We start from the raw sequence: 17,778 nt of genomic DNA, 5'->3' as shown, positions 1-17,778 counted from the left end.
GAAGCTGCCGGTAATCAGGGAAGGGGCCAGCGTTCCTGAAAAGATTTCATATATCTATCCATCTCATCCAGTCGACGGATTGCCAGAATCTCATTTTTGATAATCTGTGTGTCTTCAAGAGAAAATTGAAGCAGTCTCTGTTTAACAGCATCAATCCTTGAGGGAGCTACACTGAGTTTTTTTATCCCCATTCCCACAAGTACGGGGATCAGAAAAGGGTCGGATGCGATATCACCGCATACAGAAATCTGGTCTCTCTTATCCCCTGCATCCTCAACTATGGTTGCAAGAACCTTCAGCACCGTTGGATGATGGCTTCTATAGAGATGGCTTAAATTTTCATTTGTCCGGTCCACTGCCAGAAGATACATGGTCAGGTCATTGGAACCGATAGATAGAAAATCACTGTGTTCAGAGAGCTCGCTTACAGCCATGGCTGCAGAAGGGAGTTCGACCATGGCGCCTATGCGAGGGCTTGAATTGAAAGCCTCTCCGCGCTCCTTAAGCTGACCGATGCATAAGTCCAGCTCCTCACGGGCCTGAAGCAGTTCTTCAACTCCTGAAACCATGGGAAACATGATTCCCAGATCGGCTCCTTCCCCGGCACGGAGCATGGCACGGAGCTGATCATGAAACATCTCCAGATTTGCCAGGGAAAAACGTATCCCCCTCACACCAAGAAAAGGATTGCTTTCGGCTTCACTGCGGCCCTGCAGCAGTTTATCTCCTCCGATATCTGCGGTTCTGAGAGTCACAGGCTTACCCTTCTGACTCATAACAATGGAGCGGTAGAGTCTGAACTGCTGCTCTTCTGAAAGAAAATCATTCTTCAGAATAAAAGGGAACTCGCTCCGATAGAGACCGATTCCTTCGGCGCCCTCCTGGACAGCGTCCTCCGCATCCTTGAGAATATTGATATTGGCATGTACAGATACAGGATTGCCGTCAGACAGATGACCCTTCAGAATGTAGGACCCCGGAATCTGTCCGTGATGCTCATCCTGTTCAAGGATTTCCTTTCTGATTTTTTCATCGGGTCTCACATAAAGAAAGCCCTTTGTGGCATCCAGAAGAAGGGGAAGACCTTCGGGTATATTCAGCAGCGATTTATCATCGGTGATCAGAACAGGTATGGAGAGAGATCTGGCGAGAATGGAGATATGGGCCGTAACACCCGCACCTCTCAGAACAATCCCTGCGACCCCTTCCACCGCAAGACGAAAAAGGTCGGAAGGGTAAATATGCCTGGAAAGGACTATCTGATCATTGTAGGTAAAGCCCTCTTTGTCGGGTCTGGCCATATTAGAAAGAATACGATAACCCAGATCTCTCACGTCCTGGGCTTTTTCCGCCAGCCTGGCCTCAGTCATTGAGGCAAAACGATCCGCATACAACTGTATGACATCCTTAACGGCCTTTGCTGCCGGACTGCCGTCCCGGATATCCTGTCTAATCTTTTCAAGAAAACTGCTGTCCTTCAGCATATAAAGCTGTGCTGTAAAGATAAGAGAGATCATCTCCGTATCCGTGAAGGAGGCACTCTTCTCTATGCGTTCCAGTTGAGTAGATGAGAGCTCAAGAGCCTTCTCAAAAAGCTCCATTTCCGTATCCTGTGACCCCGTATAGGCAATGGTATCGGCTACGCTGTCAATATCAGACCAGATAGGCAGTGCGGTCCCGAATGCATGACCGGCAGACGCCTTCAGCCCCTTGATGATTCTTGATTTCGGCACTGGAATTGAAGCCCCTTCCTCGGGGGGAAACATAAAGGCTGTAGCTTCAACGAGCATATCACCCAGCAGGGAAGCAGCCCGTTTCAGGTCTGATTTATCTTCAGGTTTAAAGATCCCCGCATCGGGATGAGCCATCATCAGAACACCCAGTTTTTCGGGTCCTCTCACAATGGGAATCAGTAACTTTGATCGGAATGGATTTTCATCACTGATCTCATAGCTATGGATTCTGACAGAGTCATCCCGGAATGCCCGGCCCAGCTCATTGTCATCAAGGGAAAAACGCATGGGCCTTTTCTTCTTGCTGCAGCGCAGGGTATCCCAATAATCTCCGCTATCGTATCCAACCCGGAATACCAGTTCACGGGAGTTTTCATCATAGACAAACACAGCCCCCAGAGAAGCTCCGGCCTGATCCATTAATTGGGAAATGGCCTCTTTAAGAAAACCATCCATCTCAAGATCTGTTTCAAACAGAGAAACCCTATTACTTATGCTCGACAGAGCGTTACTATACTTCTTCACAGTACTAATATAATAATCTATGCCCCAAGGTTCAAATTTATAGACAATAAGAGTGAAAGAGTTTACAACTAGATTCTCGGGAGTAATGTGATGAAAAAAGATCTACTGAAAAAAGTAGGAAAAATGTTTGTTTGCGGTTTTGAAGGCATCGAGTTTTCAGATCATGCCAGGTTCTGCAGTACGGACCTTCTTGCCGGAAACTGGATACTCTTTTCAAGAAATGTAGAATCCGGAACTCAGCTTACAGAACTGAATAAAGAGCTGCGTCTCAGAACTCTGGAAAACAACGGTTTTGAACCCTTTATTACTATCGACCAGGAGGGTGGAATCGTAAGCCGTCTCCACGGGAATATGAATTACTATCCCGGTGCAATGGCATGTGCCGCCGCCGGTCTGGATTCCATAGAGCAGACAGCCCGGATCATGGCGTCTCATCTTAAGCAGATGGGAATCAATATGAACCTGGCTCCTGTGGCTGATATCAACAGTAATCCGAAAAATCCCATAGTGGGCCCCCGGAGCTACGGAGATAATCCCCTACAGGTGACAGAAGCGGCGCTGACAGCAGCAAAGGCAATTATTGATGCAGGGATCATTCCTGTCCTCAAACATTTCCCCGGACATGGAGATACCTCAACCGACTCCCACCTGGAACTTCCTCTCCTCCCCTACAGTTTTGACCAGCTGGAACAGAGGGAACTGATACCTTTTATCAGAGGGATTGAAGAGGATATGCCTGCCATTATGGTGGCTCATATGAATATACCCGCCCTTGATGACAGCGGCCTTCCCTCTTCACTCTCAAAAAAGATTATAACAGGACTGCTCAGAGAATCTCTGGGCTTTGAAGGTCTGGTTCTGACAGACTGTCTTGAAATGAACGGAATACGTTCACATTACAAAACAGCAGATGCCGTAAGAAAAAGTTTAGACGCCGGTGCGGATATGCTGTTTATCTCCCATACTCCCGAAGAACAGGAGGAAGGAATAAAGGCTATCTACGATGATCTGGTTTCGGGAAAAATAACCGAATCAAGGATAAACCGTTCCATCAGCAGAATGGAAACATACAGAAAGAAATATTGCGCTGCTGCGCCTCAGTCTGATGATGGAAAAAATATTCAGGTTTCCGGATTTACATCCTGGCCGGCGGAGGATCTTTCAGTATTAAGAGAGACAAGCCGGAAGAGCCTTACCCTTGTAAAGAATGATGCATTCTTTTCAGAAACAGGACTGCAGGACGATCCCCGTCTTCTTATCCTCCACCTGAGACGCCCGGAGCAGTTTATCGGTGAAAATACAGTATCAGGCGGCGAGGCTGTGGGGATACTGAAACAGGCATTTCCCAAAGCCGGCTACCGTAAGATAAAGCCTGAAGAGATAGGAAAAGAACTGGCAGAAGAGGCGGTAAAAGCCGAAAAGTGGGATAGGATTCTTGTTCTCTGTTCTGATCTTTTCCTCCATAAGGAGGCCATGATTTTTTTAAAGAGACTCCTAAAATCAGATACAAAAACTGCCGTAGCGGTAATGAGAACACCCTATGAAGCCGGCGAATTTACAGATGCCGATGCCCTGATTCTCTGTTATGAAGATACAATGCCGGCCTATATCAGCCTTACTGAGTTTTTGACGGGTGATTTTAAGGCAGAAGGTGTCTGCCCTGTAAAGATTCCGGGATTATAAAGTCAGGGCCCCACAAACTGGCTGTAATGTTCTACAGCCTGTGATGCGGTCATATCAGGAAAAGAGTTCTTCATATAGTGCCAGTGTTCAGAAATACTCAGATACAGTTCCAGTTTGGTCTTGTGACCGAATTTAGACTGGTACCTGGGCAGCTCCGCAATCCGGCTAATAGGTTCCCAAACCTCCATAAACCATGACTCAACAGCATCAAGCCAGGGGATGTCCTTATTGCTCTCCTTACAGAGCAGATAGCGATGCACTTCAATATGATTAAGCAAAGACTTCCGCTCATGGTCCTTCAGGGTTTTAAGATCAAACCAGCGTTTTTCAAGCAATATCTCTTCAATGATTTCATGACTCATATCCAGATTATCGAATATTTGAAATAGATTTACCAGTCCCCCGGAATCCAATATATTGCTCAAAGAATATTTATACCGTAATATTAATTAAATCTTCTTTTCCAGACAAAGAAATCATGGAGTCCTGCAATCAGCGCTGCCACTGAATCTATGAACAATGATGCCCGGACTCTGGCAAATGTAGGTAAAAAGAACACTGAAAACCTCCTTAATATGGAATCAGAACTGCAGATGCTCCATTAACTTTCTGTACAGAGAGCAAAGGAATGCGTATAATTGCAGATAATGAATGATAATACGACTCCCCTTCAAACGGGGAAAAAACAAGTCCTGACCCTTGCGGGGTCCAGGGGCAGATTCCGGGTACTGAAAAAAGATGATAAGGAAATTCTGATTCCGGCCTATGAGGTTCCGGAAAACAGCAAAACCGGAGACAGTCTGGAAGTTTTTGTTTTCCTTGATGGAAGAGACGGACTGAAAGGAACCACCGCTGAAGCAAAAGCACAGATCGGTGATTTTGCCTCTCTGGAAGTAAAGTCTGTCACAGATTTCGGTGTATTTCTGGACTGGGGAATTAAAAAGGATCTATTTGTTCCCAAAGCACTTCTTAGAAAAGACCTTGAAGAGGGAGAGGATGCTATTGTCTGTCTCATCCCCGATTTTGACGGTTTAGGTGTCATCGGATCCTGCCAGATTGATGAATTCCTGGACGGTGACAGCAGCAGTCTAAAAGAGATGCAGAAGGTTGATCTTCTGGTATTCGGTGTATCCGAAATGGGATACAGGGTTATTGTAGACAACCGCTGCAAGGGGCTCCTCTATAGAAATGAGGTATTTGAAGATCTTAAAATCGGAGAAAAAAGAACGGGATATATCAAGAAGATCCGCGAAGACGGACTGATCGATGCCTCTCTCCAGCCCATAGGTTACAAAGCCGCCAGCCAGGACTCAAGTCCCCAGGTTATGGAGGCACTGAAGGCCGCAGGCGGTTTTCTCCCTCTTCATGATAAAAGTGATCCCGATCTTATCCGCAAAGAACTTCATATGAGCAAGAAGAATTTCAAGAAGGCTGTGGGCCTCCTCTATAGAGAGAAGAAAATTCTGATTGAAGAAAATGGGATAAGACTCACGGACTGAGCCTCTTTTGTTCACTGACGATACGAAAGCCCACTTGCCCCAAAGGCTGGTGGGTTTTATTTTACATCTCTAATATATTAGGAAATAGGTATTCATTGACCGAAAATATCATTTCCAATAGTATTGGAAACGGAGACACATGAATGAGTGCTTATATTTTCAAACGAATGGGTATGATGATCCTTACCCTGCTTCTTATTGCCGTTCTGGTTTTTTTCCTAATGCATGCCATACCCGGAGGGCCTTTTACAGCCCAGAGAGAACTTCCGCCGGAAGTTGAAAAAGCATTAATTGAAAAATACAATCTTGATGACAGCCTGATGGAACAACTTTTCCATTATCTTGGTGGTTTGCTGAAGGGTGACCTTGGACCTTCTTTTAAATACCCCGGGATGAGGGTAAATGATTTTATCCGTGAAGGATTTCCCGTATCTGCCCGACTAGGTCTGATAACCATACTGTTTGTACTGGCAGCTTCAATTCCCATGGGCATTGTTGCCGCCTTGAAGAATGGAAAATGGCAGGATGTTGTATCTATGATCATTGCAACAATAGGGGTGACCATCCCCTCATTCGTTATAGCTACCCTGCTGATGTATATATTCAGCCATAAACTCGGATGGCTCCCGGCCTTCGGATTTGATAAGCCATCGGGATATATTCTTCCTGTTGTCGCATTGGGAGGATATTCCATGTCCTTCCTGGCACGGCTTATGAGATCAAGCCTGCTGGAAGTTCTGGGGCAGGATTATATAAGAACAGCAAGAGCAAAGGGCTTAAGCGAATACAAGGTAGTTGTCAACCATGCCTTGAGAAATGCAATGATCCCAGTGATCACAGTACTGGGTCCGACTATTGCAGCCCTGCTGACTGGCTCCTTTGTAATTGAAAAAATATTTGCACTCCCTGGAATGGGAAAGCATTTTGTCACCAGCATCACTAATCGGGACTACACAACCATTCTTGGAATAACGATTTTCTATGCAACATTTCTTGTTGTCATGGTTTTCCTGGTTGATATATTTTACGTTCTGATTGATCCCCGAATTAAATACGAGTAAAGGGAAAGCATAAATTATGACACAAAGCTCAGTTGAAGAATCCCTATGGGATGATTACGAATACAACAAGGATAAAAGTGAAGCCCTGAGTCTGAAGCATAGATCCTATGCCAGTGATGTGTGGTTCAGATTCCGGCATAAACCGGCATCTCTCACGGGTTTGATTATTATTCTGATTGTTATCCTATTTGCAGTTTTCGGTCCCTTTTTGACTAATCACAGTTATGAAAAACAGGAACTCTCTTTTGTAAATATCCCCCCCAGCCTCAACATTTATGAGATGGGTGATGATTACATCTATATAAGTAAAAATCTTAAGCCGATCCATGTCGCAAAAAATGGCTATCTGATCAAATCGCTGCCTAGAATAAAAGAAGATTTGTCTAAAAAGAGGACAAGTTACGATTTCGACGGACAGACCATATATGTAGACTACAGCGAAAAACCCATAAGACTGATTGACAGCAGCAGCAATGCCATCAGCAGTACTCGGAAAATACATAACAGAACCTATCTGCTGGGCAGTGATAAACTTGGAAGAGATCTTCTGACCAGGTTAATGATAGGAGCTCGGATTTCACTACTGGTTGCTTTTGTTGCAGCATTAACCAATCTTGTAATCGGTATACTCTATGGCGGTATTTCTGCCTATATCGGGGGGAATACAGATAATATAATGATGAGAATTGTCGATATAATTTCAACAATCCCTCTCACCCTCTACGTTATTCTTATTATGGTGGTCCTCCCGGGAGACTCAGGGATACTGAGCATTATAATAGCCCTCGGTTCTGTCTACTGGGTAAATATGGCCAGAGTGGTCAGAGGTCAGATTCTTACCCTGAAAGAGCAGGATTATGTCCATGGTGCCAGAATAATGGGAACATCAACCTGGAATATACTGACAAAACATCTCATTCCCAACGCCATGGGATCAATCATTGTAACAGTGACAATGCTCATTCCCTCAGCAATATTCATCGAAGCCTTTCTGAGCTTTATCGGTTTGGGAGTATCACCACCCATGGCCAGCTGGGGCACAATGTGTAATGACGCCCTGGAAGCATTACGAACCAATCCATACCAATTATTCACTCCATCTCTAGCCATATGTATTACCATGTTCGGTTTTAATTTTATCGGAGATGGTCTCAGGGATGCCCTCGATCCCAAACTCAAAGGGAGATAAGAAAATGAGCCAACTATTGAGGGTAAACAACCTCCACACTTCCTTTTTTACTCAGGATGGAGAAGTCAAAGCGGTAAAAGGGGTTAACTTCCATCTGAACAAGGGAGAAACCATGGGGATTGTCGGAGAATCAGGCAGTGGAAAGTCTGTAACATCTCTTTCGATTCTTAAATTACTACCTCCTTCAGGTCGAATCATCGACGGAGAGATACTGCTGAATGATGTTAATCTGGTAGAGGCCGACAACGGCGTGATGAGAGAAGTACGGGGCGCCAAGGTTGCCATGATATTCCAGGACCCCATGTCATCACTCAATCCTCTCATTCCTGTGGGAAAACAGGTTGAGGAGATGATTACAACACATGAGACTCATCCCAGGGATGAATTGAAAAAAATGGTTCTTGAACTATTTAAAAAAGTCCAGATTCCCGATCCTGAAAAAAGATATAAGAGCTACCCCCATGAGTTCTCCGGTGGTATGCGCCAGAGAGTCATGATTGCCATGGCCCTGGCATGTAAACCATCGGTACTGATTGCAGATGAGCCTACAACTGCTCTTGATGTTACAATTCAGGATCAGATACTCAAACTTCTCCGCTCTCTTCAGGATGAGATGCAGATGTCCATAATTTTCATTTCCCATAACCTTGGGGTTGTTGCGGAAATCTGTTCCCGGGTGATGGTAATGTACGGGGGAATGGTTATGGAGTATGCAAATATCAATGATATTTTCAACAATCCGAAACATCCCTACACCATGGGACTTCTAAAATCGATTCCGGCAATTGATCAGGACAGGTCTGCCTCACTTCAATCCATATCAGGCTCACCTCCTGATATGTCAAATCCTCCTGAGGGATGTCCTTTTCACCCCAGATGCCGTTATGCAAGGAAGATCTGCAGTATTAAAGTTCCTCCTGTAGTGACTATAAGCAAAGATCACGGATCCCGCTGCTGGCTTCTTAATGCTGATGCTCCGGGTAACAACAATCCTTTTTCTCAGGACGGAACTATTAATGACTGACAAGAATCTTATTTCAGTAAACAATCTGGTAAAGCACTTTCCAGTTCCCGGTAAACATAAAGCTATTGTTCATGCAGTTGATGATGTGAGTTTTGCTATAAAAAAGGGTGAAACCCTCGGCCTTGTTGGTGAGTCGGGATGTGGGAAATCCACAGTTGCCAAGTCAATTGTAAGGATGCACAATCCCACATCCGGTTCAATACTCTTTGACTCTGTGGATATCGCCGGGCTCAGGGAGAGAGAGCTCAGGCCATACCGGAAAAAAATGCAGATGGTATTTCAGGACCCCTATTCATCATTGAACCCGAGAATGACTGTTCTCAAACTTGTTGCTGAACCCCTGATTGCCCAGGGTGTGGTCTCCAAAGCAAAACAGGCAAGAGATATTATTGTAGAAATGCTGGAGAAGGTAGGACTGACAGCAGAGCATACATCCCGATACCCCCATGAATTTTCAGGTGGACAAAGACAGAGAATAAGCCTGGCCCGGGCCCTTATTCTTGAACCGGAATTTATTGTCTGCGATGAACCCATATCAGCTCTGGATGTCTCAATACAGGCTCAGGTAATAAATCTGCTTCAGGAGTTTAAGCACGAACGTTCCCTGACATACCTGTTTATTGCCCATGACCTCTCTATGGTTCGCTATGTATCGGATCATGTGGGAGTGATGTATCTTGGGAAAATGATGGAAATTTGTGACAGTGAGCAAATATATAAATCCCCTCTTCACCCCTATACCCGGGGTCTGCATGCAGCCATACCTATTGCAGATCCGGTTTCAGCCAAATTGAAAAAAGACTCTGCCATCGAGGGTGATATTCCAAGTCCTATCTCACCTCCCGAGGGGTGTAGATTCCATACCCGCTGCAGAGAATGCATGAAAATATGCAGGGAAGTAGAACCGGAACTCCTGGACGTCGGCAATAATCATCAGGTGGCATGCCACCTTTACAGCAAGGGATATTCTTAATTATCTTTATCCCATTGCATGATTATCTAATAAGAAGCAATAATATATTTATATTATTTTATATTTACATAATTTATAGGAGTATTACATGAAGAAATTTTCTACTTTGTTGAGCATTCTGCTCTTCACTGCGACAATGTTATTCGCCACAGGTGCCGGTGACAAGACCGAAACTGCAAGCACCGGGGAAGTTGAACAGAAACTCACTTTCGCTCTTCAGAATGAACCCGATGGACTGGATCCTGGTATCACCAATAACTCCTTTGCATCCCCCATTCTGCTTAACAGCTTTGAAGGTCTGGTTATCTACGATAAAAACAACAGTATCAGCGGTGGAAGTGCTGAATCCTGGGAAATCAGTGATGACGGTCTTACTTATACATTTAAACTGCGAAACAACCTTAAATGGTCTGACGGCAGCCCCCTTACTGCAAAAGATTTTGTTTATTCATATATGAGAGTCCTGGATCCTGCCCTGGGTGCACAGTACTCAGGAATGCTTACAGACTTTATCGTCGGAGCAGCCGAGTATTATGCAGGAAGCGGTGATGCCGATTCTGTAGGCATAAAAGCCATTGATGATCAGACACTTGAGATCACACTGATAAAACCCACTGCCTATTACATTGGAATTCTCGGAATGTGGGTCTATAGCCCGGTAAATGAGGCCACCGTAAAAGCAAACGGTGATAAATGGACACTTTCAGCCGAAACTTTTGTTTCAAACGGTCCCTTTACAATGAAAGAAATCTCATTTGGTGAAGGTTATGAGCTTGTTAAAAATGAGAATTACTGGAATGCTGCCAATGTAAAACTTGAACAGCTCAACTTCCGTTTTATTCCCGATCCCTCAACTGCTCTTGTAGCACTTGGTACGGGAGATATTGACGGTCAGTGGGAAATACCATCCGCCGATCTACCCAGTCTTAAGGCCGATAGTGACTCACTTCAGATTATCCCCTCCTATGGAACAACATATTATGAAATCAACTGTTCCAAAGCTCCCTATGACAATCCCAAGGTTCGCCTTGCACTTGCAATGGCCCTGGACAGAACATCTCTTATTGAAAATGTTCTTCAGTCCACAGATCAGCCTGCGTACAGCCTGATTGCTCCCGGATACTCTGTAGACGGTATTGCCTATGATGAGGGACGTTCAGACTTCGGTCTTTCTCCCAATGCTGATGTAGAGGGTGCACGTGCCATGCTGGCAGAAGCCGGATATCCCGGAGGAGAAGGTTTCCCGACACTGGAGTTGAGCTACTACACAAACGAAATTGTTAAAAATATTGTAGAAGCCATGCAGCAGATGTGGCAGGAAAATCTGGGAATCAAAGTTAATGTATCCACCGAAGAATGGGCTGTTTACTATGAGAATATCCAGGCTCTGAATTATGAAGTCGGTGCCATGGGATGGGGAGCAGACTACATGCATCCCATGACATTCTTCCCACTGAGAGTCAGTGATAATGTTATGAACAATTCCGGATATGACAGTGCCGAATACGACGCCCTTGTAGAGAAATCTCAGAGTGAAACAGATCCTTTAGAAGCCATGAGACTGATGAGAAAAGCCGAAGATGTACTTATGGCAGATATGCCCTTAATACCTCTCTACTTCCGTTCATCTCCCAAGATGATGGCTCCCTATGTTAAGGGATGGTACATCACACCTCTGAATAATATGTATCTCTCCGGTGCCTATATTGAGAAATAATCACTGAGATTGATATCAGTCTTATATTACAACCGCCTTCCATTCTTGGAAAGGCGGTTTTTTAAGGAAAAAGCATGCAGATATTATTAACAATGAAGAATGGCGGAGAAATGCTCTTTGACCTCTATCCTGAAAAAGCACCCCTGACAGTGGATAATTTTGTCAGTCTCATTAATAAGAGATTTTATGACGGTCTTACTTTTCACCGAGTGGTTAAGGATTATGTTATCCAGGGCGGGTCTGAAGACAACACATGCATGTGTCCTACAGATTTTTCAATTACCGGGGAATTTGCCGAGAACGGTTATGACACAGGACTTGATCATAAAAGGGGAGCCCTCTCCATGGCCCGGGATGATGATTTCAACAGTGGGGGGACTCAATTCTTTGTTGTACATAAGGATGCACACAAACTGGATGGCCGATATGCAGCCTTCGGGAAACTAGCCAAAGGCTTTGAAATACTGGATGCCATAGCATCTGTTGATACCGCTCCGCCTGAAAAAGAGAACCGTCCCCTGGAAGAGCAGGTTATAGAAACGATCAGGATGATGCCCCATCCATAAAAAACTCCATAAACAGGGCACCAAGCTCTAATAATATCAGAAGAGTCCTTTGATCTCTTTCTTGTAAATATCTACAATAGCATGACGTTTCAGATCCTGTTTCCCCGAGAGCTCCTGCCCTACTTCAAAGGTTTTCCTCAACACAGCGAACTTATAGATACGCTCAAAACTTTTGAATCCATTTTTAGCCGAGATCAGACCGTTGATCTCGGATGTCAGCAATTCCAGCACAGCATGAACATCCCGAAGATGAATTCTGTTTTCATATGCCAGATTATTCTCTTTGGCATAGGCTTCAAGAGCATCAAAATCCGGAACAATCAGGGCAGCAAGATACTTCTGATCCTGCCCCACAATAACAGCCTGCTCAATATAGGGAGACTCTGCCAGTTTCTGTTCCATGGGAACAGGCTCAATATTCTCACCACCCAGAAGAACAATGGTATCCTTCTCCCGTCCGATCAGTTTCAGCTCATCCTTTACAGTCATTATTCCGAGGTCACCGGAATTGAGCCAGCCCTCTTTATTGATAATCTCTGAAGTGGCCTTCTCTTTCTTGTAATACCCCTGCATGACCTGAGGTCCTTTGAGGTAGACAACACCCTTTTCACCGGGAGCTGCTTTATTTCCTTTCTCATTTACAACCTTGACTTCAGTCCCCGGCCATGCGGGACCGACAACACCCATAACCGGATGCTGCTGAGGGCTGAAGGCCACAACCGGAGCTGTTTCCGTCAGGCCGTATCCCTCAAGGAGCTGAATCCCGATTGCCTTAAAGAACTGATAGATTCGCGGGGGAAGTGCACCTCCGCCGGAAATTCCACATTTAAATCCGTTTCCGACTTTTGCCTGAATTTTACTGAAAACGAGTTTATTCCCCAGGGCTCTCAAGGGATATAGAAGAAGCCAGGGTATTGGGTAGATTATGTAATAGGGCAGTGTAAAAACCTTTTTAAAGTCTGCCACTCGTCCCTGCATACGGTTTTGCATTCCCTGATGAATAACGGCAACAGAGAGGAAGAAGCGGTAAAGAGCCCAGGAAACACCGCCTTTGGCTTTAATATTTCTGGAGACCCCCGACTCTATGGCAGACCAGATTCTGGGAACAGATGCCATCCACTGGGGATTAAGTTTCTGCATATCCATCAACATGATCTTACCTACCGGTTTTGAATAGGCTATGGTTGTTCCTGCACAGACCGCAATATACTGAATTACACGCTCGAATGAGTGCCATACGGGAAGAACACTCAGCCAGATATCACCAACTTCCAGGTTGGCTACTTTGTCAATATTCTGAACCTGATGGAGAAAGTTGTTATGGCTGAGCATAACCCCCTTGGGTTCTCCCGTAGTTCCTGATGTGAAGATCAGGGTACATAGGTCTTCACCCTCTCCCTCTGCAATTTTAGATGCAATGAAGTCATCAGAGGTTTTATCCATCCCCTTTTTTAAAAGATCTTCATAATAGAGAACTTTCCAGGGAGATTTCGGGAGGGTTTCAGGTTTATCCAGAAGAATAATTGTCTTAAGATCGGGGAGATCTTTTTTCATGGAGACTATTTTTTCAAGCTGTTTAGCATTCTCAAGAACTGAAATTCTACATTCGGAAAATCCAAGAATATAGCTCATTTCCTGAGCCATGGTATCGCAGCCTCTGGGAACATCTGCAGCCCCAAGAGAAACGATTGCCAAATCTGTTATAAGCCATTCACTCCGGTTATCAGAGATAAGACCGATATGGTCTCCTTTTTTAATGCCTAGATTGTCCAGACTCCAGGCAATGGCTGAAATCTTTGAAAAAACTTCTTTAAATGTGGAAGGGGTGAATGTTCCATGGTCTCCACGGCTGTACTGACAGATAACATCCGGATGTTTCTCAACAACCTCTTTGAACAATGAGGGAATAGTCATATGGCTCTCCTTGTCTTAGTGAGTATTTAGCTCAGTACCTAGAGGCCCATGTCCCGCCAGGAAAATGAATTTGTCCCGGTGCCTCAAGCGCTCAGGGCCGAAGGTTATTTTGACATATTACCATATTTGTCAATATAAATAAAGGGAAGAAATTTTCAGCTGCATCACAGGAGTTTAAAAAATTAAAACATACCGAAAATATTTAACAGATTCTCTTCGATACTGTCTTCAATTTTCCTGGAACTGTGCAATCCACCGGTAGTATCTGGATGAAGTAGATCTACTCCACCACTGATATTCAGAGGCAGAGATACCTCTTTCATCATATCCAGAGACGAATCTAATAGAATATTCCCCAAAAACTCATAATTCAAGCTTTCATCTTTCGAAAGCAGATCTCTGACTGTGCGTCCCATAGAAAGAAACTCCAGTCGGAACTGAAAACCAAGCTCTCCGTTTCCTCCTGCGGGAAAATAGACTGCTTCACCGGCACTCAGCTCGGCCCATTTCTGCTTATTGATCTCCAGAACACCCCTGAATTCATTCAGCCCGATACCAAAGGCATTGGGATTTTCTACATTCATAAGAATGACAAGATCCGCGCCCATGAGTCCGAGACTTTTTACATAGAGACTCTCAAAACTGAAGCGGGGCATCCGGACATTGGGGATTTTCCCTTCATGAGAAAGTTCAATGCGCTGTTCACCAAGTATGGGAAGCAGAAAATTGAACCCCGTATCAATTCTATAAGCCGATTCATCAGTCTCCATCATGGAGGAAACAGATTGGTACAAATCTTCATAGTCTACAGTCAGGGGAATTGTAATTATTGACGAGCCCTTTGCTTCCAGACTTAATCCTTCAGCAGCGGAACCTTTCAGCAGGCTGGCCTCTTCTATCAAAAGACCATAGTCAAAGGATTCAAGATCAATGCCTATGGGATTGGGATTATAAACCAGAACTTCCATATCCAGCGTAATATCATGAAAACTGATGGATGTTATCTCAACAGAATTAACAGAAACTTCAGGCTTCTGAACAAGGATTTCTACAGTTTTACATCCGCTTAACCCAAGAATCACAAAAAGGACTGCTGCGGCCCGGTAAAGTTTCTTCATATATCCCACCTCAATTATCAAAATCAATACTCTTATAACGGCCTGAATCGGAGCTTCACTTAGATCTTCCTTCAATTTATGATTTTTCTGATAAAAATGAATATACTAATTCTATGAGTCTCAAAAAAAACATACTTGTGATGCTGATTACACTAGTTCCCCTTTTCTATCTGCAGAGTGAGACTCTGACAATCGCTGTGCTGGCCAAGGACGGTCAGCAGGAGACTCTGGACCGCTGGATTCCTCTGGCGACCTATCTAACCCAGCAGCTTGATGGGTATAGTTTCTGGATTGTTCCCCTTGATTTTGATGATATGATGACCGCTGTAGAAAAAAACAAAGTTGATTTTGTCCTGACCAATTCTCTGCTGTATATAAGCTTCGAAATCAATTATGGAATAAACCGGCTGGCAACTCTCAAGAACCTCAGAGGAGAACAGGATCTGACAGAATTCGGCGGTGTACTTTTTACCAGATCCGACAGGATAGACCTGAATTTCTCAAGAGATCTGAATGGCAGAACCCTGGCTGCTGTAGACCCCTCATCTATCGGGGGCTGGTATTCGGTAGCAAGGGAGATGAAACAGGAAAATTTCGATCCCTACAGAGACCTGAAGAGTCTGGAATTCCTTGGAGACCATTTCTCGGTAGTCGAAGCTGTAAAGAACAGGAAAGTGGATGCCGGAATTGTACGGACAGATACCCTGGAATATATGGCTGATCAGGGTTTGATAAATCTAAAGGATTTTTCAGTAATAAACCCCTATCCCAGAACCATGAAATTCAACCTTCGAAGATCTACAGAACTCTACCCCGAATGGCCCTTTGCCAGTATGCCTCATATATCTCAAAGGCTGTCCGAGCAGGTGGCAATTGCACTGATCTCAATGGATGCTGATTCAGAAACTGCCCGCCGGACAATGAGTGCCGGCTGGACAATTCCCCTGAACTACAAAGCTGTGCATGATTGTATGAGAGAACTTCATATACCCCCTTATGAGATAAAGAAACCGACCTTTGCCCTTTTTTTGAAAACCTATTACTGGCAGCTGTTTCTTACTGTTCTTGCCCTGGCAACCTTGATTGTTCTGGCCATGCATGCGAGCTCATTAAACACACGCCTGCAGAGACTCTCCGAATCCGATACCCTTACGGGCCTCGCTAACAGACGCGCGGCACTGAGTTTTCTCGATTACCTGCAAAACAGCTACAACAGGAATAAAACTATCTATTCCATCGCATTGATTGATCTGGATCATTTCAAGGATATTAATGATACCCATGGGCATACCACAGGAGATGAAGTACTCAAAGATGTTTCATCATTTCTGCGGAGTTCTTTAAGGAAGGTTGATATGGTATCACGCTGGGGAGGGGAAGAATTTCTTATTATCCTCCCCGACACAGATCTTGAAAATGCATTTTCTCTGATCAACAAACTGCGTATCAGCTTCTCCAATAGAAAAGTATCCTCCAGTAGACTATCGGTGACATTCTCTGGAGGAATTGCAGTAGTTCATAAAGGCGGGAGTCCCGAATCTATGATATCAGAAGCTGATACATCCCTTTACAGGGCAAAAGAAACGGGACGGAACAAAATTATACTATAATGCTCCCTGCAGAATTGCCAGAACATCCTTTTTAAAAAGTTTAACAAACTGCCCCTGAGCTCTATCATTTTCTCCGGCACATTTACCGGCCATTTCTTCTAGTCTATCAGCGGGAATATTAAGTCCGTCAAGCTTTGTGGCCAGTCCTAAAGACTGCCAGAACTTCTCAAGAGCGACGATACCGGCTTCGGCAGTCTCTTCATCTGAATAATAATCAGCTTCAACATTCCATACCCGTACAGCAATCTGCACAAAACGCTTGATATCATGTTTCATGACATAGCGCATCCAGGACGGAAATACGACAGCAAGTCCGGCGCCATGGGCAACATCATAGATACCGCTCATTTCATGCTCTATCTGATGGGAACCCCAGTCACCAATACGTCCTGTATCCAGGCTGCCGTTATGAGCGAATGTACCTGACCACATGATTTCTGACCAGGAATCATAATCTGCATCATCTCCCATAATACGGGGGCCATTATGGATTATGGTCTTCAACGCACCCTCGATGAGTCTGTCTGTCAGTTCAACAGGATGGGAGTTGGTGAAGTAACGTTCAAAAAGATGCGCCATCATATCGGCTACACCGCAGGCTCTCTGAAAAGGAGGCAGGGTCATGGCCAGCTCAGGATTTAGAATTGAAAAATCGGGATACAACAGTTCGTTACCGAAGGGTCTTTTAAGCTCACCCTCCTCTTTCGTGATAACAGTTCCGGAACTGGATTCACTTCCAGCTGCAGGAATAGTCAGAATTGTTCCAATACCGAGGGCTTCCACAATCTGTGCTTTACCTTCATATAAATCCCATACATCACCTTCATAGGGAACACCTGCTGCTATGGCTTTGGCAGAGTCGATGACAGAACCACCACCTACTGCAAGAACAAAATCAATATTCTCTTCACGGCAGATTTTTATTCCCTCATAAACAAGAGAGAGACGGGGATTAGGTTTTACACCTGCAAGTTCAACCCACTCTATTCCTGCCTCTTTGAGAGATGCAGTCACCTTGTCATAAAGACCGGTTCTTTTTATAGATCCTCCTCCATAGTGGAGAAGTACTTTTTTACTGTAAACACTGACCGCTTCACCGACCTTAAGCTCCATCCCTTTACCGAAATATATTCTTGTGGGATTTCTAAAAATAAAATTATCCATTA

At 44.5% G+C, this 17,778-nt stretch carries 14 protein-coding genes; 9 read left to right on the top strand and 5 right to left on the bottom strand.

Going from position 1 to position 17,778, the window contains the following annotated elements; genetic code table 11:
- Positions 1-14 precede the first annotated feature (14 nt).
- Entirely contained in the window at positions 15-2,258 is a 2,244-nt protein-coding gene (ptsP, locus tag DV872_RS00965; RefSeq protein WP_147283084.1) for a phosphoenolpyruvate--protein phosphotransferase, read from the bottom strand.
- Between the two features lie 90 nt (positions 2,259-2,348).
- On the opposite strand from ptsP, the gene DV872_RS00960 reads away from it, so the two are divergent.
- A complete protein-coding gene (locus DV872_RS00960; protein ID WP_114627954.1) occupies positions 2,349-3,941 on the top strand; it encodes a glycoside hydrolase family 3 protein in 1,593 nt (530 codons plus the stop codon).
- Between the two features lie 2 nt (positions 3,942-3,943).
- On the opposite strand, the gene DV872_RS00955 is transcribed toward DV872_RS00960, so the two are convergent.
- The gene (locus DV872_RS00955; RefSeq protein WP_147283083.1) at positions 3,944-4,366 is read right to left on the bottom strand and encodes a hypothetical protein; all 423 of its coding nucleotides are present in this window, start codon (positions 4,364-4,366) and stop codon (positions 3,944-3,946) included.
- 222 nt (positions 4,367-4,588) lie between these two features.
- On the opposite strand from DV872_RS00955, the gene DV872_RS00950 reads away from it, so the two are divergent.
- From DV872_RS00950 to DV872_RS00920, 7 genes are all read left to right on the top strand, one after another.
- On the top strand, positions 4,589-5,440 hold the full coding sequence (locus DV872_RS00950) for a S1 RNA-binding domain-containing protein (protein WP_147283082.1): 852 nt from the start codon (positions 4,589-4,591) through the stop codon (positions 5,438-5,440).
- 143 nt (positions 5,441-5,583) lie between these two features.
- On the top strand, positions 5,584-6,501 hold the full coding sequence (locus DV872_RS00945) for an ABC transporter permease (protein ID WP_114627951.1): 918 nt from the start codon (positions 5,584-5,586) through the stop codon (positions 6,499-6,501).
- 16 nt (positions 6,502-6,517) lie between these two features.
- Complete coding sequence (locus DV872_RS00940) at positions 6,518-7,690, top strand: ABC transporter permease (protein WP_114627950.1); 1,173 nt, start codon at positions 6,518-6,520, stop codon at positions 7,688-7,690.
- A gap of 4 nt (positions 7,691-7,694) precedes the next feature.
- The gene (locus DV872_RS00935) at positions 7,695-8,714 is read left to right on the top strand and encodes an ABC transporter ATP-binding protein (RefSeq protein WP_114627949.1); all 1,020 of its coding nucleotides are present in this window, start codon (positions 7,695-7,697) and stop codon (positions 8,712-8,714) included.
- Positions 8,707-9,687 carry an ABC transporter ATP-binding protein gene (locus tag DV872_RS00930; protein ID WP_114627948.1) on the top strand — a complete coding sequence of 327 codons (981 nt, stop codon included), beginning with the start codon at positions 8,707-8,709 and terminating at the stop codon, positions 9,685-9,687. The genes DV872_RS00935 and DV872_RS00930 overlap by 8 nt, the downstream gene beginning before the upstream one ends.
- 88 nt (positions 9,688-9,775) lie before the next feature.
- On the top strand, positions 9,776-11,404 hold the full coding sequence (locus DV872_RS00925) for an ABC transporter substrate-binding protein (RefSeq protein ID WP_114627947.1): 1,629 nt from the start codon (positions 9,776-9,778) through the stop codon (positions 11,402-11,404).
- A gap of 74 nt (positions 11,405-11,478) precedes the next feature.
- Positions 11,479-11,970: a peptidylprolyl isomerase gene (locus DV872_RS00920; RefSeq protein ID WP_114627946.1), complete on the top strand. Its 492-nt coding sequence runs from the start codon at positions 11,479-11,481 to the stop codon at positions 11,968-11,970.
- A 36-nt stretch (positions 11,971-12,006) separates the two neighbouring features.
- On the opposite strand, the gene DV872_RS00915 is transcribed toward DV872_RS00920, so the two are convergent.
- Both DV872_RS00915 and DV872_RS00910 read right to left on the bottom strand, forming a co-directional pair.
- Positions 12,007-13,884, bottom strand: a complete 1,878-nt coding sequence (locus DV872_RS00915; RefSeq protein WP_114627945.1) for a long-chain fatty acid--CoA ligase — start codon at positions 13,882-13,884, stop codon at positions 12,007-12,009.
- A gap of 182 nt (positions 13,885-14,066) precedes the next feature.
- Positions 14,067-15,002, bottom strand: coding sequence for an LEA type 2 family protein (locus tag DV872_RS00910; RefSeq protein ID WP_147283081.1), 936 nt, complete (start codon positions 15,000-15,002; stop codon positions 14,067-14,069).
- A gap of 113 nt (positions 15,003-15,115) precedes the next feature.
- On the opposite strand from DV872_RS00910, the gene DV872_RS00905 reads away from it, so the two are divergent.
- Positions 15,116-16,612, top strand: a complete 1,497-nt coding sequence (locus DV872_RS00905; protein WP_114627943.1) for a diguanylate cyclase — start codon at positions 15,116-15,118, stop codon at positions 16,610-16,612.
- Here the strand turns inward: DV872_RS00905 and DV872_RS00900 are convergent.
- On the bottom strand, positions 16,607-17,776 hold the full coding sequence (locus DV872_RS00900) for an iron-containing alcohol dehydrogenase (protein WP_114627942.1): 1,170 nt from the start codon (positions 17,774-17,776) through the stop codon (positions 16,607-16,609). The genes DV872_RS00905 and DV872_RS00900 overlap by 6 nt on opposite strands.
- Positions 17,777-17,778 lie beyond the last annotated feature (2 nt).

The sequence above is a fragment of the Oceanispirochaeta sp. M1 genome (assembly GCF_003346715.1).
In the GTDB taxonomy this organism is placed as follows: Bacteria; Spirochaetota; Spirochaetia; order DSM-2461; family DSM-2461; genus Oceanispirochaeta.
Note: the sequence above shows the minus strand (reverse complement) of the source record. Positions and strands in the feature narration are given on the sequence as shown.

Excerpts from the sequence above, each read along its gene's own strand:
- DV872_RS00960 (WP_114627954.1), top strand. The coding sequence starts at position 2,349 with ATGAAAAAAGATCTACTGAAAAAAGTAGGAAAAATGTTTGTTTGCGGT.
- DV872_RS00950 (WP_147283082.1), top strand. The coding sequence starts at position 4,589 with ATGAATGATAATACGACTCCCCTTCAAACGGGGAAAAAACAAGTCCTG.
- DV872_RS00945 (WP_114627951.1), top strand. The coding sequence starts at position 5,584 with ATGAGTGCTTATATTTTCAAACGAATGGGTATGATGATCCTTACCCTG.
- DV872_RS00940 (WP_114627950.1), top strand. The coding sequence starts at position 6,518 with ATGACACAAAGCTCAGTTGAAGAATCCCTATGGGATGATTACGAATAC.
- DV872_RS00935 (WP_114627949.1), top strand. The coding sequence starts at position 7,695 with ATGAGCCAACTATTGAGGGTAAACAACCTCCACACTTCCTTTTTTACT.
- DV872_RS00930 (WP_114627948.1), top strand. The coding sequence starts at position 8,707 with ATGACTGACAAGAATCTTATTTCAGTAAACAATCTGGTAAAGCACTTT.
- DV872_RS00925 (WP_114627947.1), top strand. The coding sequence starts at position 9,776 with ATGAAGAAATTTTCTACTTTGTTGAGCATTCTGCTCTTCACTGCGACA.
- DV872_RS00920 (WP_114627946.1), top strand. The coding sequence starts at position 11,479 with ATGCAGATATTATTAACAATGAAGAATGGCGGAGAAATGCTCTTTGAC.
- DV872_RS00915 (WP_114627945.1), bottom strand. The coding sequence starts at position 13,884 with ATGACTATTCCCTCATTGTTCAAAGAGGTTGTTGAGAAACATCCGGAT.
- DV872_RS00910 (WP_147283081.1), bottom strand. The coding sequence starts at position 15,002 with ATGAAGAAACTTTACCGGGCCGCAGCAGTCCTTTTTGTGATTCTTGGG.
- DV872_RS00905 (WP_114627943.1), top strand. The coding sequence starts at position 15,116 with ATGAGTCTCAAAAAAAACATACTTGTGATGCTGATTACACTAGTTCCC.
- DV872_RS00900 (WP_114627942.1), bottom strand. The coding sequence starts at position 17,776 with ATGGATAATTTTATTTTTAGAAATCCCACAAGAATATATTTCGGTAAA.